General features: G+C 73.9%; 20 protein-coding genes. 13 read left to right on the top strand and 7 right to left on the bottom strand.

Annotated elements, in window-relative coordinates:
- The first annotated feature begins 11 nt into the window (after nt 1-11).
- The gene (locus tag PYR91_RS27685) at nt 12-293 is read left to right on the top strand and encodes a metal-sensitive transcriptional regulator (protein ID WP_279784380.1); all 282 of its coding nucleotides are present in this window, start codon (nt 12-14) and stop codon (nt 291-293) included.
- Between the two features lie 557 nt (nt 294-850).
- Here the strand turns inward: PYR91_RS27685 and PYR91_RS27690 are convergent.
- Nucleotides 851-2,197, bottom strand: a complete 1,347-nt coding sequence (locus tag PYR91_RS27690; protein WP_279784382.1) for a hypothetical protein — start codon at nt 2,195-2,197, stop codon at nt 851-853.
- A 48-nt stretch (nt 2,198-2,245) separates the two neighbouring features.
- Nucleotides 2,246-2,809, bottom strand: a complete 564-nt coding sequence (locus PYR91_RS27695; RefSeq protein WP_279784383.1) for a gamma carbonic anhydrase family protein — start codon at nt 2,807-2,809, stop codon at nt 2,246-2,248.
- A gap of 186 nt (nt 2,810-2,995) precedes the next feature.
- Here PYR91_RS27695 and PYR91_RS27700 point away from each other — a divergent pair, with 186 nt between their 5' ends.
- Complete coding sequence (locus PYR91_RS27700; RefSeq protein WP_279784384.1) at nt 2,996-4,456, top strand: hypothetical protein; 1,461 nt, start codon at nt 2,996-2,998, stop codon at nt 4,454-4,456.
- Between the two features lie 66 nt (nt 4,457-4,522).
- On the opposite strand, the gene PYR91_RS27705 is transcribed toward PYR91_RS27700, so the two are convergent.
- Entirely contained in the window at nt 4,523-4,747 is a 225-nt protein-coding gene (locus PYR91_RS27705; protein ID WP_279784385.1) for a hypothetical protein, read from the bottom strand.
- A 131-nt stretch (nt 4,748-4,878) separates the two neighbouring features.
- Complete coding sequence (locus tag PYR91_RS27710) at nt 4,879-5,628, bottom strand: GntR family transcriptional regulator (RefSeq protein ID WP_279784387.1); 750 nt, start codon at nt 5,626-5,628, stop codon at nt 4,879-4,881.
- Nucleotides 5,629-6,297: 669 nt separating this feature from the next.
- Here PYR91_RS27710 and PYR91_RS27715 point away from each other — a divergent pair.
- A complete protein-coding gene (locus tag PYR91_RS27715; protein ID WP_279784389.1) occupies nt 6,298-6,657 on the top strand; it encodes a bifunctional 3-phenylpropionate/cinnamic acid dioxygenase ferredoxin subunit in 360 nt (119 codons plus the stop codon).
- On the top strand, nt 6,654-7,769 hold the full coding sequence (locus PYR91_RS27720; protein WP_279784391.1) for an aromatic ring-hydroxylating dioxygenase subunit alpha: 1,116 nt from the start codon (nt 6,654-6,656) through the stop codon (nt 7,767-7,769). Before PYR91_RS27715 ends, PYR91_RS27720 begins: the two co-directional genes overlap by 4 nt.
- A 57-nt stretch (nt 7,770-7,826) precedes the next feature.
- Here PYR91_RS27720 and PYR91_RS27725 read toward each other — a convergent pair whose 3' ends face one another.
- Entirely contained in the window at nt 7,827-8,597 is a 771-nt protein-coding gene (locus tag PYR91_RS27725; RefSeq protein WP_279784393.1) for an IclR family transcriptional regulator, read from the bottom strand.
- A 138-nt stretch (nt 8,598-8,735) separates the two neighbouring features.
- Here PYR91_RS27725 and betA point away from each other — a divergent pair, with 138 nt between their 5' ends.
- The 7 genes from betA (at nt 8,736) to PYR91_RS27765 (ending at nt 22,276) form a co-directional block, all read left to right on the top strand.
- The gene (betA, locus tag PYR91_RS27730; RefSeq protein WP_279784395.1) at nt 8,736-10,385 is read left to right on the top strand and encodes a choline dehydrogenase; all 1,650 of its coding nucleotides are present in this window, start codon (nt 8,736-8,738) and stop codon (nt 10,383-10,385) included.
- 224 nt (nt 10,386-10,609) lie between these two features.
- Nucleotides 10,610-11,671, top strand: a complete 1,062-nt coding sequence (locus PYR91_RS27735; RefSeq protein WP_279784397.1) for a glycine betaine/L-proline ABC transporter ATP-binding protein — start codon at nt 10,610-10,612, stop codon at nt 11,669-11,671.
- The gene (locus PYR91_RS27740) at nt 11,668-13,647 is read left to right on the top strand and encodes an ABC transporter permease subunit (RefSeq protein ID WP_279784399.1); all 1,980 of its coding nucleotides are present in this window, start codon (nt 11,668-11,670) and stop codon (nt 13,645-13,647) included. The genes PYR91_RS27735 and PYR91_RS27740 overlap by 4 nt, the downstream gene beginning before the upstream one ends.
- 64 nt (nt 13,648-13,711) lie before the next feature.
- Entirely contained in the window at nt 13,712-14,698 is a 987-nt protein-coding gene (locus PYR91_RS27745) for an ABC transporter substrate-binding protein (protein ID WP_279784401.1), read from the top strand.
- A 23-nt stretch (nt 14,699-14,721) separates the two neighbouring features.
- Nucleotides 14,722-17,145 carry an FAD-dependent oxidoreductase gene (locus PYR91_RS27750; RefSeq protein WP_279784403.1) on the top strand — a complete coding sequence of 808 codons (2,424 nt, stop codon included), beginning with the start codon at nt 14,722-14,724 and terminating at the stop codon, nt 17,143-17,145.
- Nucleotides 17,142-18,341, top strand: coding sequence for a sarcosine oxidase subunit beta family protein (locus PYR91_RS27755; protein ID WP_279784405.1), 1,200 nt, complete (start codon nt 17,142-17,144; stop codon nt 18,339-18,341). The genes PYR91_RS27750 and PYR91_RS27755 overlap by 4 nt, the downstream gene beginning before the upstream one ends.
- 14 nt (nt 18,342-18,355) lie before the next feature.
- Nucleotides 18,356-22,276, top strand: a complete 3,921-nt coding sequence (locus PYR91_RS27765; protein WP_347943539.1) for a sarcosine oxidase subunit delta — start codon at nt 18,356-18,358, stop codon at nt 22,274-22,276.
- A 133-nt stretch (nt 22,277-22,409) separates the two neighbouring features.
- Here the strand turns inward: PYR91_RS27765 and PYR91_RS27775 are convergent, their stop codons facing one another.
- Nucleotides 22,410-22,781, bottom strand: coding sequence for an MmcQ/YjbR family DNA-binding protein (locus PYR91_RS27775; protein WP_279784407.1), 372 nt, complete (start codon nt 22,779-22,781; stop codon nt 22,410-22,412).
- 26 nt (nt 22,782-22,807) lie between these two features.
- Complete coding sequence (locus PYR91_RS27780; RefSeq protein ID WP_279784409.1) at nt 22,808-23,440, bottom strand: hypothetical protein; 633 nt, start codon at nt 23,438-23,440, stop codon at nt 22,808-22,810.
- Between the two features lie 145 nt (nt 23,441-23,585).
- Here PYR91_RS27780 and PYR91_RS27785 point away from each other — a divergent pair, with 145 nt between their 5' ends.
- On the top strand, nt 23,586-23,873 hold the full coding sequence (locus PYR91_RS27785; protein WP_279784411.1) for a hypothetical protein: 288 nt from the start codon (nt 23,586-23,588) through the stop codon (nt 23,871-23,873).
- A 216-nt stretch (nt 23,874-24,089) separates the two neighbouring features.
- On the top strand, nt 24,090-25,163 hold the full coding sequence (locus PYR91_RS27790; protein WP_279784412.1) for a glycoside hydrolase family 19 protein: 1,074 nt from the start codon (nt 24,090-24,092) through the stop codon (nt 25,161-25,163).
- Nucleotides 25,164-25,237 lie beyond the last annotated feature (74 nt).

Here is a 25,237-nt window from a genome sequence, read left to right on the forward strand (position 1 = left end):
TCGTGGACGTTATGCACGGGTACAGCGGAGACAAGCAGGCCTACCTGACCAGGCTGCGGCGTATCGAGGGGCAGATCCGCGGGCTCCAGCGCATGGTCGAGGAGGATGCTTACTGCATCGACGTCCTGACCCAGGTGTCGGCCGCGACGCGCGCCTTGCAGGCGGTCGCGCTGGGGCTGCTGGAGGACCACATCGGCCACTGCGTCACCGACGCGATCAGCGCGGGCGGCCCCGAGGCGGAGGCGAAGGTGAAGGAGGCCTCGGCGGCGATAGCGAGGCTAGTGCGGTCTTAGGGGCTTTTGGGGTTTCCCCACCCTTATGTGACTAGTCCGTGGGGTGCACCCGGAGGTCTTTCACAAAACCGTCCCGAACCCCGAGGAGTCCGGGACCAGTTCTGTGAGATCTCTCAGTGGCTCACCGTAGTCCGCAAGCCAAGCGCGTTGTCGAGCTCATCCATCGTCAGCTCTCGCTCGCTGACGGCGACGGCGCTGAGCACCTCCGCGTAGAGCGCGATCTCGTCCAACGCGACACGGTCATGGACTCGTGAGTCCAGGTTGTCGTGCCCCACCGCGTCGTCCTTCCTTCCGCAGCCCACACCCTCTTCGAGGTTACGACCGGGCGGGTTTGGACGACATGGCCCATCGGGACCATTCGCCAACCCCACCCGAGTCCCTGTGGAGACCATTTCCCGGTTCGGAGATCACAATTCAGCCAAAGCCGCAGATAAGGGGCCCGGGAATGATATACGCCAAGTAAGCATGAAATAACCGTATAAACCGTTTGGGTCACCGCCCTGTGGTCACGAGTGACGAATCCATTCCGCAGAGGTGCCTGTGACTCCGCCCGGCGCTCAGCGGCGCGAGGGGTCGCCGGATGCGGCCGGAGCGGGGAGCGGATCGTCGCGGTGGGCGATCAGGCAGCTCACCGTCGCCGCGGACGCGGGGAAGCCGCGCTCGGGCGGCTCGGTGGCCGTCAGCCGGCACCACGCCAGCCCCGTCGCGTACGCGGCCCCCAGCAGCGCCGCCGCCGACGCGCGGTCGGGCGGACGCAGGACGGCGGAGGGCTCGCCGTCCCTCGGCCAGCAGTCGCGCAGCGCGTGGCCCGGCTCAGACAGCGCGACGATGTACTTCCGGCGCAACTCGGCGTCCAGCAACGGGTAGAGCTGTGGTGCGACGTCCGGCGCCACCGCGTCGACGTCGGCGGCGAGCAGCGACGCGGCCGTCGCGCGAGGATCGCCCCCCTGCGCGGTCACGAACCCCAGCGCCCGAACCATGTCGTACAGGCAGTGCTGGAAGTGCCGCTCAGGGGCGGTCTCGGCCAGGAGGGCCCCCCGCAGGCCCGCCGGGCAGCGCGCCAGCCAGGCGGCGCGCACCTTCTCGGCGTCCCTGGCGGAGTGGTCGAGCCAGGGACGCGCGCGCAGCGGCTCCACCATGGCCAGCAGGGCGGTGGCGCGGGGCGCGAAGCGGGGGTCGGACGCCAGCAGGCGCGCCGTCTCGGCCATCAGCCCCGCCAGCCCCAGCGCCGCGCCCTGCGCGCCCCGGGCCAGCCGCTCGGCGTACGGCGCGACCAGCGCCTCCAGCGGCACCGGGGGCAGCCACCGCACCCACTCGTCGCCCGGCAGCGGGCGGGCGAGGAACTCGCCGAACATCGACAGCAGCACCTCGTTGCCGTCGAACGCGGGCGCGTAGGCGCACCACATGACCGTGCCCCACACCGTGGCCACCGTCGCGGGCACGTCGGCGAAGAAGGTGCCGCTCAGCGGCCCCACGACGAACGGCGGCTCCTCGCGCAGGCCGCGCCGGGCGCCGAGCAGCAGGCGCAGGCCCTCGGTGATGGGGCCGGGCACGTCGGGGCCGACGAAGCCCTGGGTGGAGCCGCGGTCGAACTCCAGGTCGCTCGCCGCGGGCAGCAGCTCCACCGGGATCACCGGCGCCGGGTGCGCGGGCAGGGCGCTCGCGCGCACGCGGGGGTCCAGCGGGGGCGCCGACAGGTGCCACCGCCCGTCGGAGCGGTCGTGGCGGTGCCAGCGCGCGTGCCGGCCGAACAGCCAGCAGGAGTCGTCCTGGGCCCGCAGGACGCGGGCCGTCATCGCCTGGACCTGGGTGGCGTCCGGGACGCCGGCCCACCGGGAATCGGCGACCATCGCGCGGACGTCGCGCTCGATCGCCTCGAATGGATCCCAGTGCACGGCCGCCATGCTACTGGCGTGAGCGGCCAGGCTCCCGGGCCCGCGACGGGCCTTCGGTCAGGACAGGGGGCGTGCCGCGCGGTGGCGGGCGGCCTTGGCGACGTAGTTGGCGGGCGTGCGGGCGAAGGAGGCGCGGTCGGCGTCGGTCAGCTCCCGGACGACCCTGCCCGGGACCCCGGCCACCAGCACGCCGGCCGGCACCGTGGTGCCCGGCGTGACCACGCAGCCGGCCGCCACGAGCGAACCGGCGCCGACACGCGCGCCGTTCAGCACGACGGCGCCGATGCCGACCAGCGCGCCGGACTCCACCCGCGCCCCGTGCACCACCGCGCGGTGCCCGACGCTGACGCGGTCGTCCAGCACGGCGGGGAAGCCGGGGTCGGCGTGCAGGCAGCACAGGTCCTGGAGGTTGCACTCCTCGCCGACGTCGATCGCCTCGTCGTCGCCGCGCAGCACCGAGCCGTACCACACGCTGGTGGCCCGCCCGAGACGCACCCTGCCCACGACCACGGCGGTCGGGGCCACATAGGCTTCGGGGTGGACGGACGGCACGCCCTCGTCGAGCGCGGCGATGTACGGCGAGGGGGGCTCCCCCCGGCCGGGAAGGATGCGCTCGCTCATGCCCTCGATGATCTCACGGACGGCCCGGCACCCCCGCGCCGGGTCGCGCCCCCGGCGCGGGCTCAATCGTTCCCAAGAGGTCGGGCGTTCGGGTTGCGGACTCGGGCCGATGGCAGGAAAGTCGTGTCCTGACGTCTCCGCACCGGACGAAACCCCCACTCGAATCAGGACCCCCAGGGCTCAGCCATGACGAACCAGCACGACAGCTTCCCGGACATGATGCACGAGGACCTCGGCTTCGAGGTCGTGATGCGCGGATACAGCCGCCGCCAGGTCCACGACCACATGGGCCGAATGCGCAACCAGATCCGCGACCTGGAGGAACGGCTGGCCCGGTCCATCGACCAGTCCGAGCAGGGGCGAATCGAGCTCGCGGAGGCCCGCCGCCGCCTGGCGGAGGCCCCCCAGGACTACGACGAGCTCGGCCAGCGGCTGAGCGCGATCCTCAAGCTCGGCGAGGAGGAGGCGCTCGCCAAGCGCCAGAGCGCCGACACCGACGCCGCCAAGGTGCGCGAGGAGGCCACGGCCGAGGTCGAGCGCATGCTCGCCGCCGCGCAGGCGGAGGCCGAGCGCCGGGTGCACGAGGCCACCGCCGCGGCCGAGCGCCTGCTGGCGCAGGCCGGCGCCGACGCCGAGGAGGCTCTGGGCGCGGCGCGTTCGGAGTCCGAGGAGACCCTGCGCGACGCCCGCGCCGAGGCCGACAGGGCCTTGACCACCGCGCAGCACGAGGCCGAGCGGCTGGTGTCCGAGGCGAGCGCCGAGGCCGAGTCCACGCTCGGCGCCGCCAGGGCGGAGGCCGAGGCCACGCTGAAGGCGGCCAGGGCCGACGCCGGCGACATGCTGGCGTCCGCGCAGCGGCGCGCCGCCTCACTCGACGAGCACACCGGCCGCAGGGTCACCTACCTGACCGACACCCACGGGGAGGTCATGCGCCGCCTCGGCGAGATGGGCTCGGTGCTCAGCGACCTCCTGCAGCGCGAGAAGGGGGCCGGGCCGCTGGTCGACGAGGCGGCGGTGCTGCCCCCGGCGCCCCCGATCGGCACGGTCGACGACGTCCCCGCCGGCGGTCCGGCGGCCGACGAGCTCGACTCCGTGCGGGTCGTGCTCGACGACTCGCCCCGCGACGCGGTCGTGGGCGAGCCCGGCGAGCGGCGGGAGGCCGACGCCCCGTCCGGCCCGGACGGCGTCTTCGACGACCCCGACGTCCCGGGTCGTCAGGCTGACGCGTTCCACCCCGGCGAGCTGCGCCGGGGTGCCGACGAGGCCGCCCTGCACCTCGACGAGCCCTCGCCCGGCGACGCCGTCCGCCCGGCGGCCGTCGCGCCGTTCGGCGACGCGCCCCAGCCCGGGTTCGGGCCCGGCTTCGGCGCGGCGCCCCAGGACGCCGGGCCGGCCCCCGAGGCCGAGGCGCGGGCCGCCGCCGACGCTCCCGGCGAGGGCGAGCCCGACTCCCGTGGCCTGTTCGACGCCCGCGTGCCGCACGGCGAGCAGCCGTCCGGCGCCGAGTCGGGTGACACCGGTCACGTCAGCGGGGAGGACGAGCCGGTCAAGGGGCGCATCAGGGGCTTCTTCGAGCACTCCGACGTCCACCTGTCCAAGGTGCCGGGCCGTCCCGACGACGACGAGACGCCCACGCACCGGCCGTGAGCCGCCGGCGGGAAACCTCCGCCCCCGATAGGGTCGGAGGTTTCCACGCCCTCGCCTCACCGGCGATCAGGTCTCGCGATCGATCGAGGCCTTGAGCTCCTGCTGTGCCACGAGTGTCCGGCGCAGCCCCTCGGGGTCGTCGGCGTCGATCGTCATGGCGCACCCCGCATCGCGTTGCCGCTCGGTGAGCGGGTGGTGCCGGGTGGCCCACCACCGTCCGGCGTCACTTCTCCAGATGGTCCAGTCGGGGAATTCCCGGGCGATTTCGGCGAGGTGCCGGTCAAACGACATCCCGTCCACCCTTCCCGTCCCGCGATGCGGGCCTGTTTTGTACCGTTCCCCCCTCACGTTGAGGGACATCTCTAGAGAAATCAAGGTTCGGGGTGGACAGGTCAACCTAACGCTTGACGATCCGCCTTGACTCAGGCGTCGAAGTCGTACTGAAGTACATACGAGGCCGCGTCCATGATCATCTTGTTGAGCTCGACCGCGCCGCCCCCGGCCGCGTACGCCGAGCGGAACACCACGATGACCGGGGTGCCGGCGGGCAGGCCCAGCTTGGCGCTCTCCTCCGGGGTGGGCATCCGGGCGCGCACCTCCTCGGTGAAGTGCACGGGAGCGTGGCCGAGGTCGTGCAGGCGGGCGTACACCCCGCCGGGGCCGGTGTCGGCGTCGGTGATGGGCGTGCCGGTCACCAGCTCCGAGGGAAAGTGCGACGCCGCGAGCTGCACCGGACGGCCGTCCACGGAGTAGCGCCGCCGCCGCACCCACACCTGCTCGCACCCGAGCACCCGCGCGGCGTCGTCCGCCGCCGCCTCCAGGGTGACGGTCAGGTCGTCCACCGAGTACGGGCGCCCGCTGGTGTCGGAGTCCCAGATGGCGCGTCCCGTGCCCCACTGCTCGCGCGACAGGCGGCGCGAGCCGTGCCGGCGGATGGGCCGGAACTGGCGCACGTAGACGCCCGAGCCTCGTTTCGGCACGGCCATGCCCTCGTTGATCAGGACGGCGAGCGCCTGGCGTGCGGTCGCCCTGGCGATGCCGTACTCCGACATCAGGGCGTTCTCCCCCGGTAGCCGGTCCCCGTCGCGCAGCTCGCCGGCCAGGATCGCCTGGCGGAGCTGGTCCGCTATCCGGCGATAGATGGGGGGTTCGTGCGGTACCGGGGATTCCATCACGCTCTATCACCCTCAGTCACCAACGCGGTCTGGCGTCTCCAGAGAACTTGCCCCGCCTTGTCCACGATCGCACAGATACACAGGTTGGTCGCGTGCTTCTTTTGAGTGAATCGTGCCCCTGTGGTGATCTACGGGGTGTTTGATGCCCCCTGACTGTGGACCGGTCCCAGGCGGTCAAGGGGGCCGCGCGCGGCGGCCGCGAAACCGAGGGCGCGAGGGCGCCGGCGTCGCCCGTCCCGCCCCCGCGCGGGGATCGCCCACGGCCCGGGGCGGTGCCGCCCGCTCCGGGAACCCCGTCCACGCCGGGGATCGGGCCGCGAGCGGCGCCCTTGACGCCCCTGGCGGCCCGTCGCGCGGGGCGGTGGTGAGTCACAACAATGTGGCCGCCCCGACATACGTCCGGAGGCGCCGCCCGGCGCCCGCGACCGTCGTCCGCCGGGGACGCCGGTGCCCCGGCGGGGCGGCCCGGCCGGCTCGCGCGGCACGGCCCGGTAACGGAAGGCTGGCCGCCCGGGAAGGCCCGGGAGCGGCCGCGCGCGCACCGCGGGCGCCCGGCGCCGTCTACGGGGTGTATTGACAGGCACCCGGCCGGAACGCAGTCTGTTGCGCGTGACGACTCCTGTTTCGTCCTCCACAACCGAACCCCACGACTGAAGGGTGGTCGCGGTGATCCCCGTGTGTCCGCTCGCGGCGCTGCCGCGGGGCGAGGCCCGCCGGCTCGGCCTCGACCCGCCGGTGGCGGTCTTCCACACCGACGACGGCGAGGTGTACGCCGTCGACGACACCTGCACCCACCAGGACGCCTCGCTGGCCGACGGCTGGCTGGAGGGCCGCGAGATCGAGTGCCCGCTGCACGCCAGCCGCTTCGACCTGCGCACCGGCCGGGTGGACGCGCCGCCCGCCAAGCGGCCGGTGCGCACCCACGGCGTCGTGGTGCGGGACGGGATGATCTACGTGGTGCCCTCGGAGGCGCCGCCCGAGCCGCCGCCGGGCGTCGCCGCCGGACGCTCAGGCAGCGGCACGTGAGCGCGCCCAGCCTGCTCGCCACCCTGCCCGGCCGCTTCTACACCGACCCGGAGGTGTTCGCGCTCGAACAGCGCCGCGTCTTCGAGTCGATGTGGTTCTGCGCGGTCCGGGCCGCCGACCTGGCCCGACCGGGCGCCTTCAGAACGGTGCAGGTCGGCGGCGAGAGCGTCATCGTCAGCCGCGCCAAGGACGGCTCGGCGCGCGCGTTCCTCAACGTCTGCCGGCACCGCGGCGCGCGCCTGTGCGAGGAGGAGGCCGGGGAGGTGCGGCGCGCCTTCCAGTGCGTGTACCACGCCTGGACCTACGACCTGGACGGGAAGCTCGTCGCCGCCCCGAACCTCACCAAGATGCCCGACGTCGACCGCGTGGAGTACGGCCTGGTGCGCGCGCACGTGCGCGAGTGGCTCGGGTACGTCTGGGTGTGCCTGGCGGACGAGCCCCCGTCCTTCGAGCAGGACGTGCTCGGCGCCGTGGTCACCCGCCTCGGCGACCTGAGCGCGATCGAGAACTACGGCGTCGAGGCCCTGGAGGTCGGCCGCCGGATCACCTACGACGTGAAGGCCAACTGGAAGCTCATCGTCGAGAACTTCATGGAGTGCTACCACTGCGCGACGATCCACCCAGAGCTCACCGAGGTGCTGCCGGAGTTCGCCGACGGGTACGCCGCGCAGTACTTCGTCGGCCACGGCGCGGCGTTCGGGCAGGACGTCCAGGGGTTCACGGTCGACGGGTCGCCGGGCGTCGACCGCATCCCGGGCGTCGGCGCCGAGCAGGACCGGCGCTACTACGCGATCACCATCAGGCCGCAGGTGTTCGTCAACCTGGTGCCCGACCACGCCATCGTGCACCGCATGTACCCGCTGGCGGCCGACCGCACGGTGGTGGAGTGCGACTGGCTGTTCCTGCCCGAGGCGGTCGGCGGCGGCAGGGACCTCGGCCCGTCGGTCGAGCTCTTCCACCGGGTCAACGCGCAGGACTTCGCGGCGTGCGAGCGGTGCCAGCCGGCCATGGCCTCCCGGGCGTACGCCCGCGGCGGCGTGCTGGTGCCGAGCGAGCACCACATCGCGCAGTTCCACGAGTGGGTCGCGGACAGGCTCGGCCTGCCACGCTGACGTCCGCCGCGCTGAGGGGCGCCGCACCGAGGGCGCCGCACCGAGGGGTGCCGCGCCTCAGCCGGAGAACCCGAGGCGGCGGCTGAAGTCGGCCGCCCCCTCGACCAGCACGGGGGCCAGCTCGCGCATGCGCTCCTCGCTGAACCGGTAGGCCGGCCCGGACGCGCTGACGGCCGCCACGACCTCCCCGTCGTAGGAGCGCACGGCGGCGGCCATGGCGTTCAGCCCGATCTCGTACTCCTCCAGCGTGACCGCGTACCCCCGGGCCCGCGCCTCGTCGAGCTGCGGCTCCAGCTCGGCGGCGGAGGTGACGGTCGCCGGGGTGAAGCGCGGCAGGCCGGAGGCGGCGAGCAGCCGCTCGCGGTGCGGGCCGTCGAGGTGGGCGAGCAGCACCTTGCCGCTGGAGGTGGCGTGCAGCGGCGTCAGCTCGCCGACCCAGTTGTGCGCCGTGACGGCCGACGCGCCGCGCACCTGGTCGAGGTTGACGGCGTAGTGCGCGCGCACCACGGCGATGTTGACGGTCTCGCCGATCAGCTCGGCCAGGCGGCGGCAGACAGGCCGGCCCTGCTGGGTGAGGTCGAGCCGGGAGGCGACGCCGCCCGCGAGGCGGACGACGCCGTAGCTGAGCCGGTACTTGCCGCGGTCCTCGGCCTGCTCGACCATGCTCCGGGCCTCCAGGGCGCCGAGCAGCCGGAACGCCGTCGACTTGTGGACCCCGATCTCCGCCGCGATCTCGCTGACGCCGGCCTCGCCGCGCCGGGAGAGGATCTCCAGCACGCTGATCGCCCGGTCGACCGACTGCACGCCGGCCGAGGATTCGTTGCCCATAGCGGGGACTGTAGGCGGTGCTCGTGGACGGCGTCCATTTGCCCGGAGGCCGGGGAATGGTTGCGCGTGCCGCAACCTTGTGCGTCAATCGCTACAAACGATCACACGCCATCCCTCCGCGTGAACGAGGCGAGCACAATGTACGACTTCGTCATCGTCGGTGGTGGATCGGCCGGGAGCGCCCTGGCGAACCGGCTGTCCGCCGACCCCTCCACCCGGGTGCTGGTCCTGGAGGCCGGCCGCTCCGACTTCCGGTGGGACGTGTTCATCCACATGCCCGCCGCGCTGATGTTCCCGATCGGCAGCCGCTTCTACGACTGGAAGTACGAGTCGGAGCCCGAGCCCCACATGGACGGCCGCCGTGTCTACCACGCGCGCGGCAAGGTGCTGGGCGGGTCGTCCAGCATCAACGGGATGATCTTCCAGCGCGGCAACCCGCTCGACTACGAGCGGTGGGCCGCCGACCCGGGCATGCGGACGTGGGACTACGCCCACTGCCTGCCCTATTTCAAGCGGATGGAGAACTGCACCGCCGACCCCGGCACCGCCTTCCGCGGTCACGACGGGCCGCTGGAGCTGGAGCGCGGCCCGGCGCGGGGCCCGCTGTACTCGGCCTTCTTCGAGGCCGTCCAGCAGGCGGGGTATCCGCTCACCGACGACGTGAACGGCTACCGCCAGGAGGGGTTCGCGCCGTTCGACCGGAACATCCGCCGCGGGCGGCGCCTGTCGGCGGCCCGCGCGTACCTGCACCCGGTGATGCGGCGTCCCAACCTGGAGGTCAGGACGCGGGCGTTCGTCACGCGTGTCCTCATCGAGGGCAGGCGGGCCGTCGGCGTCGAGTACAACGGGCGCACGGTGCGCGCGGGCGAGGTGATCCTGTGCGGCGGCGCGATCAACACGCCGCAGCTCCTGCAGCTCTCGGGGGTGGGCGGGGCCGAGACGCTGAAGGCCGCCGGCGTCACGCCCGTCCACGACCTGCCGGGCGTGGGGGAGAACCTCCAGGACCACCTGGAGGTCTACGTGCAGCACGCCTGCCGGCGGCCGGTGTCGATGCAGCCCGCGATGCGGTGGCGCGCCCGTCCGTGGATCGGCGCGCGCTGGCTGTTCCTGCGCGGCGGGCCGGGGGCGACCAACCACTTCGAGGCGGGCGGGTTCGTGCGCGGCGACGAGGACGTCGCCTACCCCAACCTCATGTTCCACTTCCTGCCCCTGGCGGTGCGCTACGACGGCTCGGCGCCGGCGGGCGGGCACGGCTACCAGGTGCACGTCGGGCCGATGTACTCCGACGCGCGCGGCTCGGTGCGCATCCGCGACGCCGACCCGCGGCGGCGGCCCGCGCTGCGCTTCAACTACCTGTCGACCGAGCAGGACCGCCGCGAGTGGGTCGAGGCGGTCCGCGTCGCCCGCCGCATCCTGGAGCAGCCCGCCATGGAGGACCTCGACGGGGGCGAGCTGTCGCCGGGGCCGGACGTGCGGACCGACGAGGAGATCCTGCGGTGGGTGGCGCGCGACGCCGAGACGGCGCTGCACCCCTCGTGCACGGCCCGCATGGGCGTCGGCGAGGGCAGCGTGGTCGACCCGCTCACGATGCGCGTCCACGGCATGGAAGGGCTGCGGGTGGTCGACGCGTCCGTGATGCCGTACGTGACGAACGGCAACATCTACGCGCCCGTGATGATGGTGGCCGAGAAGGCGGCCGACCTCATCCTCGGCGCGACCCCGCTGCCGCCGGAACCCGTCGAGTTCTACCGTCACCCCGGCCGGCCCGCCGCGCCGCCCGGGGGATGATCGCCGGTCCTCACCGTCCGGGACACGCGCCGGTGCGTGTTTCGGTCGGGAAGGGAAACCCGGCGGGCCTTGACGGCATCTCCGGAACGCACAATTCTGTTCCTCGTTGAGCATTTCGATGCGTCATACGCAACCGGTGTGCAACGTGAGGGGCCCGTTCGATCGCCGTCGCGCCGTGACCGTGAGGTCCCGGTGAGGGCCTCCCCCTCCGACCCGAGGTGACCATGACCGCGACGTCGCCGGCAGAGCTCTCGGGGCCCGCCACGGGCGGGGAGCCGGTGGTCCTCGACGTGCGGGGCCTGTGGAAGGTCTTCGGGCCGCGCGCCGCCCGGGTCGCGGGGACGCCGCTGGCCGACCTGCCGCGCGCCGAGCTCAGGGAGCGCACCGGCTGCGTCGTCGCCGTGCGGGACGCCTCGTTCGCCGTGCGGCGGGGCGAGGTCTTCGTCGTCATGGGCCTGTCGGGCTCGGGCAAGTCCACCCTGGTCCGCTGCCTGACCCGGCTGGTGGAGCCCACCGCCGGCGAGGTCCTGCTCGACGGCCAGGACATCCGCCGGGCCGGCGAGAAGGAGCTGCGCGAGATCCGCCGCCGCCGCTTCGCGATGGTGTTCCAGCACTTCGGCCTGCTGCCGCACCGGCAGGTGCTCGACAACATCGCCTACGGCCTGGAGATCCGGGGCGTGCGCAAGGACGCCCGGTACGCGCGGGCCAACGAGATGCTCGACCTCGTGGGGCTCGCCGGGCACGGCGCCTCCTACCCCGACCAGCTCTCCGGCGGCATGCAGCAGCGGGTGGGGCTGGCCCGCGCGCTCGCGGCCGACCCCGAGGTGCTGTTCTTCGACGAGCCCTTCTCCGCGCTCGACCCGCTGATCCGCCGTGACATGCAAGGCGAGATCGTCCGGCTGCACCGCGAGGTCGGCAAGACCATGATCTTCATCACGCACGACCTGGACGAGGCGCTCAAGCTGGGCGACCGCATCATGGTCATGCGCGACGGCGGCGTCGTCCAGACCGGCACCCCCGACCAGGTGGTGGGCGCGCCCGCCGACGACTACGTGCGCGAGTTCGTCGGCGAGGTCGACCGCTCGCGGGTGCTCACCCTGCGCTGGATCATGCGGCCGGCCGCCGACGGCGAGCGGGACGACGGCCCGGAGCTGGGCCCGGACGTCGTCATCAGGGACGCCGCGCGCACCGTCCTGCGGGCCGACCGGCCGGTGCGCGTCGTCGAGGACGGCAGGCTGCTCGGCGTCGTCGGCGGCGCCGAGATCCTTGAGGTGATCGCGGAGTGACCGCGGTCGCGTCGCCTCGCCGGCCGGCGCGCTCGCGCGCCTACCTGACCGGGGCGGTGCTGGCCGCGTGGGTGCTGCTGTGGGCCCTCTTCGGCGGCCAGGGCACGCTGCCGCTCGGCGGGGCCGAGCTGACGCCGTTGCACGAGCGGATCGGCCAGGCCGCCGACGCCGTGGACGCCGGCCGGAACTCCAACCCGTTCTTCCTCTACTTCGTCAACTACATCCGGCTGGTCATCGACGCTTTCGTCACCTTCGTCCAGGCGCTGATCAGCAGCCCCTCGTTCGGCCGCCCGGTGCCGGCCGTCGGCTGGCTCGGCGTAACCGCCGTCGCCTCCGCCGTCGCCCTGCTGTACGGCAACGTCAGGGTGGCGCTGCTGACCGCGGCGGGGTTCGTCTCCTTCGGGCTGCTCGGCCTGTGGCAGGAGAGCATGGACACGCTGGCGCTGACCTTCACCGCGGTCGTGCTGTCGCTGGCCGTCGGCCTGCCGCTGGGCGTGCTGGCCGGGCTGAACGACCGGTTCGACCGGCTGGTGAGCCCGGTGCTCGACTTCATGCAGACGATGCCGACGTTCGTCTACCTGGCGCCGCTCACGCTGTTCTTCCTCATCGGCCCGGCCAGCGCCACCGTCGCGACCATGGTGTACGCGATCCCGCCGGCGATCCGCGTGACCTCGCACGCCATCAGGCAGGTGCCGCCGGAGACCGTGGAGGCGGGCGCGTCGCTCGGGTCGACCCCCTGGCAGCTGCTCAGGAAGGTGCGGTTGCCGCTGGCGAAGCGGACCGTCATCGTCGGCGTCAACCAGACCATCATGGCCGCGCTGTCCATGGTCACGATCGCCGCGCTCATCGACGCGCCCGGGCTCGGCAAGACCGTGCTCAAGGCGCTGGAGACGCTGGACGTGGGCACGTCTTTCAACGCCGGCCTGGCCATCGTGATCATGGCGATCGTGCTCGACCGAGCGACGTCCGCCGCGGGCCGCCGCGTCGAGACCGCACACCGCGCCGGGCGCGCCCGTAGCCCGCTGTGGCGGCGCGCGCAGGTCGCCGTCGTGCTCGCGGTCACCGCCGTGCTCGTCTACCTGTCGCACGTCTACGTCTGGGCCTCGGAGTTCCCGGCGGGCGTGGACGCCGGCTCGTTCGTGCGCAGCGGCGTCGACGCCGCCGCCCAGTGGTCGCAGACCCACCTTTACGCCACCACCGACGCCGTCAGGAACCTCGTCACCTACGGCCTGCTCAACCCGTTCGAGGCGCTGTTCACCGGCTCCCCGTGGTGGGTGGTGCTGCCGGCCGTCACCGCGGCGGTGCTGGCGCTGACCACCGCGCGCGTGGCGCTGGTCTGCGCGGCGTGCCTGGCCCTGCTGATCGCCCTCGGCCTGTGGCAGGACGGCATGGTGACGCTGGCCTCGACCCTCGTGGCGACCGTGCTGGTCATGGCGCTGGGGCTCGCCGCCGGGGTGTGGATGGGGCGCGACGACCGCGCCGACCGGGTGATCCGGCCGGTGCTGGACGCCGGGCAGACCATGCCCGCCTTCGTGTACCTGGTGCCCATCCTCGGCCTGTTCGGCGCCACCCGGTTCACCGCCATCCTCGCCGCCGTCGTCTACGCCGCCCCGGTGGCGGTGAAGCTGGTCGCCGACGGCGTCCGCGGCGTCGCGCCCAGCGCGGTGGAGGCGGCCACCGCGGCGGGGTCCAGCCGGTGGCAGATCATCTCCAAGGTGCAGGTGCCGATGGCGCGCCGGTCCATCGCCCTGGCCGCGGGCCAGGGCCTGTGTTACGTGCTGGCCATGGTGGTGGTGGGCGGCCTGGTGGGCGCGGGCGCGCTCGGCTACGACGTCGTCTCGGGCTTCTCCCAGCTCCAGCTGCGCGGCAAGGGGCTCGCCGCCGGCCTCGCCATCGTGGTGCTCGGCATCATGCTGGGCGCGATCACCAAGGCCGTGGCCCGGCGCGCCGGCGCCGCGGCCCGCGGACGGCGCTGATGGGCACCGCACCGGCAAACGCTTCGGCACATCCGGCACAGGCTTCGACCCACGGAGGTTCCCGGTGACAGGTACACAGTTCGCGCGACCAGGGGCGGTCGCGCTCGCGGCGGCCGTCGGCCTCCTGATCTCCGGCTGCGGCGGCGCGAAGGTGGGGGAGAGCGCGGCCCCCTCGGGGGCGGCCTCCTCCGGCGCCAAGGCGTGCGGGGCGTTCAACATCGCGATCAACCCCTGGGTCGGCTACGAGGCGAACGCCGCGGTGATCGCGCACGTGGCCGAGAAGTCGCTCGGCTGCCAGGTCACCAAGAAGGACCTCAAGGAGGAGGTGGCCTGGCAGGGCTTCGCCACCGGCGAGGTCGACGCGGTCGTGGAGAACTGGGGCCACGACGACCTGAAGAAGAAGTACATCGAGGACCAGAAGACCGCCGTCGAGGCGGGCCCCACCGGCAACAAGGGCGTCATCGGCTGGTACGTGCCGCCGTGGATGGCCGAGAAGTACCCCGACATCACCGACTACAAGAACCTCGACAAGTACGCGGACCTGCTCAAGACGTCCGAGTCCGGCGGCAAGGGACAGCTCCTGGACGGCGACCCCTCGTTCGTCACCAACGACGCCGCCCTGGTGGAGAACCTCGACCTGGACTACAAGGTCGTCTACGCCGGGAGCGAGGCGGCGCTGATCACCGGCTTCCGGCAGGCCGAGGCCCAGAAGAAGCCCATGCTCGGCTACTTCTACGAGCCGCAGTGGTTCCTGTCGGAGGTCAAGCTCGTCAAGGTGAACCTGCCCCCGTACACCGAGGGCTGCGACGCCGACGCCGCCAAGGTCGCGTGCGACTACCCGCCGTACGAGCTGGACAAGATCGTCAGTAGGCGGTTCGCCGAGTCGGGCAGCCCGGCCTACCAGCTCGTCAAGAACTTCACCTGGACCAACGAGGACCAGAACCTCGTCGCCAGGTACATCGCGCAGGACAAGATGTCACCGGAGGACGCGGCCGCCAAGTGGGTCGCCGACAACCCCGACAAGATCAAGGCCTGGCTCCCCGCGAGCTGACCGTCGTTCCATGGAGGTGGCGTATGGCGGGCCCCCGGGTTGTCGTCATCGGGGCGGGTGTGGTCGGGGCGGCGCTCGCCGACGAGCTGTCGTTGCGCGGCTGGGACGAGATCACCGTGGTCGACCAGGGCTCACTGCCCTCGCCCGGCGGCTCCTCCAGCCACGCCCCCGGGCTGGTCTTCCAGACCAACCCCTCCAAGGCCATGACCCAGATGGCCCGCTACACCGTCGAGAAGCTGCTCGGCCTCGGGTGCTTCCTGCAGGTGGGCGGGCTGGAGGTGGCCACCACCCCCGCGCGCCTTGCCGAGCTGCGCAGGCGGCACGGCTGGGCCACCTCCTGGGGCGTCGAGGCGCGCCTGCTCACCGCCGGCGAGACGGTGGAGACGCACTCGCTGCTGGGCCCCGCGCGGGTGCTCGGCGGGCTGTACGTGCCCACCGACGGCATCGCCAAGGCGGTCGGCGCCGTCGAGGCGCAGCTCCGGCTCGCCCGGGGGCGCGGGGTGCGCGTGCTGGAGCGGCACGAGGTGGTCGGCGTGGACGTCCGGGACGGACGGGTGACCAGCGTGCTGACCGACCAGGGCGAGATCCCCGCCGACGTCGTCGTCTGCTGCGCGGGCATCTGGGGCCCCAAGGTCGCGGCCATGGCGGGCGTGACGCTCCCGCTCACGCCGCTCGCCCACCAGCTCGCCTGGACCGGCCCCGTCCCCGCCCTCGCCGGGCAGGCCGAGGAGGCCGTCCGGCCGATCCTGCGCCACCAGGACGCCGACCTGTACTACCGCGAGCGGTACGACCGGCTGGCCGTCGGCTACTACGGCCACCGCCCGATGCCGGTGCGGCCGGGCGACATCGCCTCGGTCGGCGAGGCCGAGGTGATGCCCTCGGTCCTGCCGTTCACCCCCGGCGACTTCACCGCCGCCTGGGAGGAGACCCGGTCACTGCTGCCGGCCGCCAAGGACGCCAAGGTCGAGGAGGGCTTCAACGGCCTGTTCTCCTTCACCTCCGACAACATGCCGCTGCTCGGCCCCGCGCCGGGCGTGGAGGGCTTCTGGGTGGCCGAGGCCGTGTGGGTGACCCACTCGGCGGGCGCCGCCCGGGCCGTGGCCGAGTGGCTGGTCGACGGCCACTGCTCGTCGTTCGCCCTGCACGAGTGCGACGTCAACCGGTTCGAGGCCCACCAGCTCGCCCCCGAGCACGTGCTGGCGCGCGGCAGCCGCAACTTCGCCGAGGTGTACGACATCATCCACCCGCGGCAGCCGCCGGAGGACCTTCGCCCGCTGCGCGTCAGCCCGTTCCACGTGCGCCAGCGCGAGCTGGGCGCGGTGTTCGGCGAGGCCGCGGGGTGGGAGCGCCCGCAGTGGCACGAGGCCAACGCCCGGCTGCTCGACGGCCGGCACGTCCCGGTGCCGGGCGAGTGGGCGGCGCGCCACTGGTCGCCGATCGCGGGCGCCGAGGCGCAGGCGTCCCGCGAGGCGGTCGCGCTGTACGACATGACGCCGCTGAAGCGCCTGGAGGTCGCGGGCCCCGGCGCCGCGGCCTACCTCGACCGCATGACCACCGGCGACGTCGCCAGGCCGCCCGGCGCGGTGACGTACTGCCTGCTGCTCGGCGACGACGGCGGCATCCGCGGCGACGTCACGGTGGCCAGGCTCGGCCCCGAGCTGTTCCAGGTCGGCGCCAACGGCAACCTCGACCTCGACCGGCTGGAGCGCCACCGCCCCCGGGACGGCTCGGTGACGGTCAGAGACGTCACGGCCGGCACCTGCTGCGTCGGCGTCTGGGGGCCGCTCGCCCGCGACCTGGTCGCCCCGCTCACCGAGGCCGACTTCTCCGCCGAGGGGTTCCGCTACTTCCGCGCCAAGCGGGCCTACGTCGGCGCGGTGCCGGTGACCGCGCTGCGGCTGTCGTACATCGGCGAGCTGGGCTGGGAGCTGTACACGACGGCCGACATGGGCCTGAAGCTGTGGGACACGCTGTGGGAGGCCGGTCGGGAGCACGGGGTGGTCGCCGGCGGGCGCATCGCGTTCGACAGCCTGCGCCTGGAGAAGGGCTACCGGTCCTTCGGCACCGACATGACCCCCGAGCACGACCCGTACGAGGCGGGCCTCGGCTTCGCCGTCAAGCCGGGCAAGGGCGACTTCGCCGGCCGCCGCGCCCTGCTGGAGCGGCGCGAGTCGGTGCGCCGCCGCCTGACCTGCCTGACCGTCGACGACCCCGCGGGCGTGGTGATGGGCAAGGAGCCGGTGTACGACGGCGAGGCCCGCGTCGGGTACGTCACCAGCGCCGCCTACGGCTACACGATCGGCAGGGCGATCGCCTACGCCTGGCTGCCGGCCGAGCTGTGGGTGCCCGGCCGGGCCGTCGACATCGGCTACTTCGGCGAGCGGGTGCCCGCCGTGGTCGCCGCGGAACCGCTCTTCGACCCCGAGATGAAGAGGTTGCGCGCGTGAGCGTCCCCGACCGGCTGTGGGAGAGCCGCGAGCCCAGGAGCTCCTACGACGTCGTCATCGTGGGCGGCGGCGGGCACGGCATCGCCACCGCCTACTACCTGGCGAGGAACCACGGCATCACCGATGTCGCGGTGCTGGAGAAAGGCTGGCTGGCCGGGGGCAACATGGCCCGCAACACCACGATCATCCGGTCCAACTACCTGTGGGACGAGAGCGCGGGCATCTACGAGCACGCGCTGAAGCTGTGGGAGGGGCTGGAGGAGGAGATCGGGGACGTCGAGTTCCGCCAGAAGGGCGTGCTCAACCTGGCCCACTCCCCGCAGGACGTGCGCGACGGCGTCCGCAGGGTCAACGCCAACCGGCTCAACGGCGTGGACGCCGAATGGCTCGACCCGGCGCAGGTGCGGGAAATCTGCCCGATCCTCGACGTCAGGCCGGACGCCCGCTACCCGGTGCTCGGCGCCACGTACCAGCCCCGGGCCGGCACCGCCAAGCACGACCGCGTCGCCTGGGGGTACGCCCGGGAGGCCTCGCGGCTCGGGGTGGACTTCATCGAGAACTGCGCCGTGACCGGCGTCGAGGTGGCCGGCGGGCGGGTGCGCGCCGTCCGGACCACCCGCGGTCGCGTCGCGGCCGGCCGGGTCGCCCTGTCGGCGGCCGGGCACTCCTCGGTCGTCGCGGCGACGGCCGGCCTGCGGCTGCCGGTGCAGAGCCACACGCTGCAGGCGCTGGTCTCGGAGCTGCTGGAGCCCGTGCACCCTGCCGTCGTCATGTCCAACGCCGTGCACGTCTACGTCAGCCAGGCCGCCAAGGGCGAGCTGGTCATGGGCGCCGGCATCGACGCCCGAAACTCCTACCGGCGGCGCGGGGCCTTCCACGTCGTCGAGCGGCAGATGGCGGCGGCGCTGGAGCTGTTCCCGATCTTCGCCGGGGCCCGGGTGCTGCGCACCTGGGGTGGCGTGGTGGACGTCACGCCCGACGCCTCGCCGATCGTCGGCCTCACCCCCGTGGAGAACCTGTACCTCAACTGCGGGTGGGGCACCGGCGGGTTCAAGGCCACGCCGGGCGTCGGCTGGTGCTTCGCGCACACCGTCGCCCACGGCGAGCCGCACCCGTTGAACGCCCCCTTCACCCTCGAACGCTTCACCACGGGGGCGCTCGTGGACGAGCACGGCGCCGCCGCCGTCGCGCACTAAGGAGAGCCCGGCCGATGCTGCTGATCCCCTGCCCCTGGTGCGGGCCGCGGGAGGAGACCGAGTTCGGGTACGGGGGGCAGGCGGGTGTCGCCTACCCCGCCGACCCGGCCGCCCTCACCGACGACGAGTGGGCGCGCTACCTGTTCTTCCGCGACAACCCCGAGGGGCCCTTCGAGGAGCGGTGGGTGCACACCTCCGGCTGCCGCCGGTGGTTCGCCCTCACCCGGGACACCGCCACCGATCGGATCCTGCCCCCGGCGGCCGGCGCGGCCGCGCCGGCCTCCGCGGGCGAAGCCGTCGCGGGCCGGAGAACACCGGCCGCCCCCGGCGGGGGCGCGGCCTTCCAGGGGGCGGCCAGCGCGGTGCGGGGGACACCCCCGGTCGCGGGCACGCCGGCCGCGGTGCGGCCCCCGGGCGGGCGCGAGGCCGCCGCGCCGGCCGTCCGCGCCGGACGCCGGGGCAGGGTGGTGCGGTTCGCCTTCGACGGGCGCGAGTACGAGGGCCGCGAGGGCGACACCCTCGCGGCCGCTCTGCTGGCCAACGGCGTGCGGCGGGTCGGCACGAGCGTGCTGCTCGGCCGCCCGCGCGGCGTCTTCGGCGCGTGGACCGAGGAGCCGAACGCCCTGGTGCGCGTCGAGCGGCCCTTCCCCCAGGCCATGACGCAGGCCACCACGCTCGCGCTGACCGAGGGCCTGACCGCCTTCGGCCTGGCCGGACGGGGCGCCCTGGCTCCCGAGCCGGTCGACGCGCGCTACGACGGCACGCACGCGCACTGCGACGTCCTGGTGGTCGGGGCCGGCCCGGCCGGGCTCGCCGCCGCCCTCGCCGCCGCGCGCACGGGCGCGCGGGTCGTGCTCGCCGACGACCGGCCCGAGGCGGGCGGCAGCCTGCCCGACACCGGCGAGACCGTGAACGGGCTGCCGGGCGCCGAGTGGGCGCGTGCCGTGGCGGGGGAGCTGCGCGCCCTGCCCGGCGTCCGGGTGCTGCGCGACACGAGCGTGGTCGGCCTCTACGAGGACAACCTCGTGGTCGCAGTGGAACGCCGGGGCGAGCGCGCGGTCACCCGGGAACGCGTGTGGCGCGTCCGGGCCGGCCGGGTGGTGCTCGCCACCGGTGCGCACGAGCGGCCGATCGCGTTCGCCGGCAACGACCTGCCCGGCGTCATGCTGGCGTCGGCCGCCCGGGCGTACGCCAACAGGTACGGAGTGCGGCCCGGCCGCCGCGCGGTGGTCTTCACCACCGGCGACGCCGCCTACGACGCCGCGCGCGACCTCGCGGCCGCGGGGGTGGAGATCGCCGAGATCGTCGACGCCCGCGCGGGCGGCCTGGTCGCCGGCGTGCGAGCGGGCGCCGACGAGGGGGTGGCGGCCGTCCTGGTGACCACCCGCGCCCCCGGCCAGGCCTCGGGTCACGGCGTCGCCGACCCCGCCACCGGTCATGGGACGGCCCGCCGGGCCGAGCCGTCGTCCGGCGTCGGTGAGCGGCCGGGCACGCCCGGTGTCCGGGAGGCCGAGTCCGAGCCGTCGTCCGGAGCCGGTGGGCGGCCCGGCCCGCCGCCCGGCGTCCGGGAGGTCGAGGCCGACCTGCTGCTCGTCTCCGGTGGCTGGAACCCCGTCGTGCACCTGTACTGCCAGGCCGGCGGGAAGGCGCGGTACGACGAGGGGCTCGCGGCCTTCGTCCCTGACGAGCCGGTTCCCGGCGTGGAGGTGGCCGGTTCCGCCCGCGGGGTCTACACCACGACCGGCTGCCTCGCCGACGGCGAGGCGGCGGGCGCCGGCGCCCCGCCGCCCCCGCTCGCGCCCTCCGTCGCGGCGCCGGCCGCAGGGGAGGCGCCGTTGTGGCTGGTGCCGGCCGGCGACTACGGGAGCCACTTCGCCGACCTGCAGCGTGACGTCACCGTGGCCGACCTCGCGGGCGCGGTGGGGGCGGGGCTGCGGTCGGTCGAGCACGTCAAGCGCTACACCACGGCCGGCACGGCGCACGACCAGGGGAAGACGTCCGGCGTGCTCACCTCGGCCGTCGTCGCCGGGCTGATCGGCGCCGACGTCGGCGAGGTCGGGACGACCACCTTCCGCGCCCCGTACGTCCCGGTGTCGTTCGCGACCCTCGCCGGCCGCGACCGGGGGGCCCTGCACGACCCGGTGCGGGTGACGCCGACACACGACTGGGCGGCGGCGCGCGGCGCCGTGTTCGAGGACGTCGGGCAGTGGAAGCGCACCCGATACCTGCCCCTGCCCGGCGAGGACATGGAGGCCGCCGTGCTGCGCGAGTGCGCGGCCGTGCGGCGGGCCGCCGGGGCCATGGACGCCTCCACGCTGGGCAAGATCGACGTCCGGGGGCCCGACGCCGCCGAGCTGCTGGACCGCCTCTACACCAACCTGATGAGCACCCTGAAGGTCGGCGCGATCCGCTACGGCGTCATGTGCCGCGCCGACGGCATGGTGTTCGACGACGGCACCGTCACCCGGCTGGCCCCCGGCCACTTCCTGGTGACCACCACCACGGGCAACGCCGCCGCCGTCCTCGACTGGATGGAGGAGTGGCTGCAGACCGAGTGGCCCGGCCTGCGGGCGCACTGCACGTCCGTCACCGAGCAGTGGGCCACGGTGGCGCTCGCCGGGCCGGGCTCGCGCGCCGTGCTCGCCGGGCTGGCCCCCGGCCTGGCCGTGGACGCCGACTCCTTCCCCTTCATGACCTGGCGGGACGCCGAGGTGGCCGGGATCGCCGCCCGGGTGTGCCGCATCAGCTTCTCCGGCGAGCTGGCCTACGAGATCAGCGTCGCCTGGTGGCACGGTCGGGCGCTGTGGGAGGCGGTCACGGCCACCGGCGCCGTGACCCCGTACGGCACCGAGGCCATGCACGTGCTGCGCGCCGAGAAGGGCTACCCCATCGTCGGCCAGGACACCGACGGGACCGTCACGCCCGCCGACCTCGGCATGGAGTGGCTGGTGTCGAAGAAGAAGCCCGACTTCGTCGGCAGGCGGTCCTTCGCCCGCGCCGACACCGCGCGCCCCGGCCGCCGCCAGCTGGTGGGGCTGCTGCCGGAGGACCCCGGCACGCCGCTGCCCGAGGGCGCCCAGCTCGTCGCGCGCGACCCGCTTCCGGAGCCGCCCGTCCCCATGCTCGGCCACGTGACGTCCAGCTACCGCAGCGCCGCCCTGGGCCGCACCTTCGCCCTCGCCCTGGTGAGCGGCGGCAGGGAGCGCATCGGCGAGCGCCTGTACGCCGCCTCCGCCCGCGGCGCCGAGATCGACCTCGTCCCCGTCACCGTCACCCACCCCGTCCTTTACGATCCCGAGGGCGCCCGCCGCGACGGCCCCCCGCTCGCCGCGCCTTCCGGCGGGCCCTCGGCGGACGCCGCCGGTCCCGGCGGCCCGCCCGGCGGCGCACCGGTCGCCGAAGCCGGCCTCCTGGACGCGGCCGGGTGGGGGATCGCGCGGCGGGAGAGCCCGCTGGAGGGTTACGTGTGGCCGGCCACCCCCAGGCTGCGGGTGCGGGAGGTGCCGTTCCTGCGGCAGACCGCCCTTCGGGCCGACCCCCGCGGGCCGGCGCCGTCCGGCCTCCGGCTGCCCGAGGAGCCGGGGACGTGGCTGCGCTCCGGCGGCGCCGACGTGCTGTGGCTGGGGCCGGGCGAATGGCTCGCGGTCGGCGACGCCGGCCACCCGTTGTCGGGGTACGCCGCCGTCACCGACGTCTCCGCGCAGCGCACGATCCTCGCGGTGGCCGGCCCCGGCGCCCGCGACCTGCTCGCCCACGGCTGCGCGCTCGACCTGCACCCGTCGGCCTTCCGCCCCGGACGCTGCGCCCAGACGACCCTGGCCCGCGCCCAGGTGGTCCTGGCGGCCCGCGAGGACGACGAGTTCTGGATCCTCGTGCGCGCCTCCTACGCCCGCTACCTCGCGAACTGGATCACCGACGCCGCCGTGGACCTGTGACCCCCGCCGCGCGGCCGCACGCGTGGACCTGCGCCCCGCCGCGGCCGCACCGTGGACCTGTCCCCCCGCCGCGGGCGCACCGTGGACGGGTGGCCCGCCGGCCCCCGGTGCGCGCCGAGGCGTCGGCACTCGACTAGGAGGGCGGGGCGTCGATCAGGGCGGCCAGGCGTCTGGGGGCGACGATGCGGTAGCTCTCCTCCACCCAGTCGCACAGCACCTCGGCGTCGGGCGCCTCGCCCTTGAAGGGGACCGAGACCCACCCCGCCCTGCCCAGGCCGTGGCTGGTGGGCTCGGCCCCCGGCAGGCTCAGCGCGTGCCCGTGGGACTCGCGCAGCTTCACCGAGAAGCGCGGCGTCCACTTCGCGTCGTCCTCCATGCCGAGGAAGACGAACACCTTCTTGTTTACCTTGATCACGCTCTCGCCCCAGGGGAACTCCTCGTAGGCCTCGGGCAGCCCCAGGGCGAACTCCCGCACCTGGTCGCGGCGCGACCGCCACTCGCTCACGCCCTCCTCCCGGTCGTGCGCCGGCCTCACGCCCCGGCCTCCGGGGCGGCCTCGGCCAGCCGGCGGCCCTCGGCGAAGAACCCGGCGACGTCGTCCAGCTCGCGCAGCGGGCGCGCGGCGCCGAAGGGGGCGTTCCAGAACGGGCCGGTGCGCGGCTTCCAGGGGCCGGTGTAGGCGTACGGCTCGGGCAGGTAGCCGTCGCCGAGCGAGACGCCGTAGTTCACCTCGTCGAGGGTGATGCCGAGGTCGAAGTGCTCTGGCCACAGCACCGGCGTCGCGCCGGGGGCGAACGCGCGCAGCGCCTCGTCGCCGAGGGCGAGGCTCGACGCCAGCAGGTCGGCGGCGGCCGGGTTCACGCGCAGCACGTCGCTCGCCGAGGCGCCCGAGCCGTCGGTGTAGAGGTTCTCGGGCGGGCCCGCGCCCTCGCCGGTCGCGCTGCCCAGATCGCGCAGGGAGACGCCGTCCAGCGGCAGCCGCAGGTCTCCGGCCACCAGCTCACGGCCCTCCACGCGCAGGTCGGGCTCGGTGGTCGTGCCGAACCCGCCGGGGGTGACCCGCAGGCGTATGGTGCCGGTCCGCCGGTGCTGGGGGCCCGCCATGATCAGTTCCGCGACCGCGTGCAGGGATCTGCGCGTGGAGGTCAGCTCGTTCGCGTTCATACCCCCAGCCTGCTGGAGTCCGCGGTGGTCCGCCACAGCAGGCCCCCACGAGATTCCTGACTACGATCAGTCATTGTCCCGTACTAGGAGTGTCATCTACCCTTTACCCGTGCCCCTTCCTTCGATCCGGTCCCCGCATGTCCCCGTGACACTCGCCGAGCTCACCGCCAAGTACGGCAGGCGCTGGCAGGTGTCCGACGCCGTGGGCGGCGGCTGGTACGCCGTCCGCCGCAACGGCCTGTCCCCCGGCCTCATCCAGCGAGGCCTGTCCAACGTGCGCTGCGCCGCCACGCTGGAGGAGCTCGCAGGCCACCTCATGTCCGAGGCCCAGCTGGAGGCCCTCCTCGCGCACGACCTCGAGTACGCCGGCGTCCTCCCACCGGGGGGCGGTGCCCCCGGCGCGTCGTCGAAACGGCCGGCCGCCCCGGCCTGACCCAACGGCTCGGCTCCGCACCGCCGAGCACGCGGCCGTACCGGCGGCCGTCGAGGAACCCTGGGCAATTCGTCGGAAAATCTTGACTGTCGTCATGCCGATCCTGTTGATTTCTTTTCAAGTCCCGTAGTGGCTACCTCAAAGGAGGTTCTGGGGGGGCGTGGCACGGGTCGGTCCTGTCCGGTGACAGGGCCTGCCGTACACAGGAGTGATCAAGTGTCGAGACTTCGCATCGTCGCGTCAGCCGCCGTCCTGGCGGTCGCGGGAGCGCTGGCGGTGATCCTGCCGACCTCGCCCGCGTCCGCGGCCGCCTGCGCGACCGCGTGGAACTCCTCGGCGGTTTACACCGGAGGCATGGTCGCCTCCCACAACGGCCGCAACTGGTCCGCCAAGTGGTGGACCCAGGGTGAGACGCCCAGCACCGGCGGCACCGGTGTGTGGGCCGACCAGGGAGCCTGCACGGGCGGCGGCACGACACCTCCGCCCTCCGGCTGCGACCACCCCGCCTGGGTGGCGGGCAGGGCGTACGTCGCGGGCGACATCGTCCGGTACACCGACGGCCGCTACTACCGCGCCGAGCACGACAACCCCGGCTACGACCCGGTGATCAGCACCTGGTACTGGGAGCCGTACACCTGCGGCGGCACCACGCCGCCGCCCACCAACCCCGGCGGGTTCGTGGTGACCCAGGGCCAGTTCGACCAGATGTTCCCGAGCCGCAACTCCTTCTACACCTACAACGGCCTGGTGGCGGCGCTGAGCGCGTACCCGGCCTTCGCCGGCACGGGCAGCGACACCGTCAGGAGGCAGGAGGCCGCCGCCTTCCTCGCGAACGTCAACCACGAGACCGGCGGCCTGGTCCACGTCGTCGAGCAGAACACCGCCAACTACCCGCACTACTGCGACCAGAGCCAGTCCTACGGCTGCCCCGCCGGGCAGGCGGCCTACTACGGGCGCGGCCCGATCCAGCTCAGCTGGAACTTCAACTACAAGGCCGCGGGCGACGCTCTCGGCCTGCCCCTGCTCACCAACCCCTACCTGGTGCAGAACGACGCGTCGGTGGCCTGGAAGACCGGCATCTGGTACTGGATGACGCAGAACGGCCCCGGCACGATGACCCCGCACAACGCGATGGTCAACGGCCGCGGGTTCGGTGAGACGATCCGCAGCATCAACGGCTCGCTGGAGTGCGGCGGCAGGAACCCGGCGCAGGTGCAGAGCCGGGTCGCGGCCTACCAGCGGTTCACCCAGATCCTCGGCGTGGCCACGGGCGGCAACCTGACCTGCTGACCGGGCCGCGGATGACATGAGTGGGAGGGCGCGGCATCCCCGCCGCGCCCTTCTCCGTGTCCGTGTTGCCTGGC

The organism is Sphaerisporangium sp. TRM90804, assembly GCF_029846175.1.
Lineage (GTDB): Bacteria > Actinomycetota > Actinomycetes > Streptosporangiales > Streptosporangiaceae > Sphaerisporangium.

Excerpts from the sequence above, each read along its gene's own strand:
- PYR91_RS27765 (WP_347943539.1), top strand. The coding sequence starts at position 18,356 with ATGCTGCTGATCCCCTGCCCCTGGTGCGGGCCGCGGGAGGAGACCGAG.
- PYR91_RS27710 (WP_279784387.1), bottom strand. The coding sequence starts at position 5,628 with ATGGAATCCCCGGTACCGCACGAACCCCCCATCTATCGCCGGATAGCG.
- PYR91_RS27725 (WP_279784393.1), bottom strand. The coding sequence starts at position 8,597 with ATGGGCAACGAATCCTCGGCCGGCGTGCAGTCGGTCGACCGGGCGATC.
- PYR91_RS27750 (WP_279784403.1), top strand. The coding sequence starts at position 14,722 with ATGGCGGGCCCCCGGGTTGTCGTCATCGGGGCGGGTGTGGTCGGGGCG.
- PYR91_RS27690 (WP_279784382.1), bottom strand. The coding sequence starts at position 2,197 with ATGGCGGCCGTGCACTGGGATCCATTCGAGGCGATCGAGCGCGACGTC.
- PYR91_RS27685 (WP_279784380.1), top strand. The coding sequence starts at position 12 with ATGCACGGGTACAGCGGAGACAAGCAGGCCTACCTGACCAGGCTGCGG.
- betA (WP_279784395.1), top strand. The coding sequence starts at position 8,736 with ATGTACGACTTCGTCATCGTCGGTGGTGGATCGGCCGGGAGCGCCCTG.
- PYR91_RS27700 (WP_279784384.1), top strand. The coding sequence starts at position 2,996 with ATGACGAACCAGCACGACAGCTTCCCGGACATGATGCACGAGGACCTC.
- PYR91_RS27705 (WP_279784385.1), bottom strand. The coding sequence starts at position 4,747 with ATGTCGTTTGACCGGCACCTCGCCGAAATCGCCCGGGAATTCCCCGAC.
- PYR91_RS27780 (WP_279784409.1), bottom strand. The coding sequence starts at position 23,440 with ATGAACGCGAACGAGCTGACCTCCACGCGCAGATCCCTGCACGCGGTC.
- PYR91_RS27695 (WP_279784383.1), bottom strand. The coding sequence starts at position 2,809 with ATGAGCGAGCGCATCCTTCCCGGCCGGGGGGAGCCCCCCTCGCCGTAC.
- PYR91_RS27735 (WP_279784397.1), top strand. The coding sequence starts at position 10,610 with ATGACCGCGACGTCGCCGGCAGAGCTCTCGGGGCCCGCCACGGGCGGG.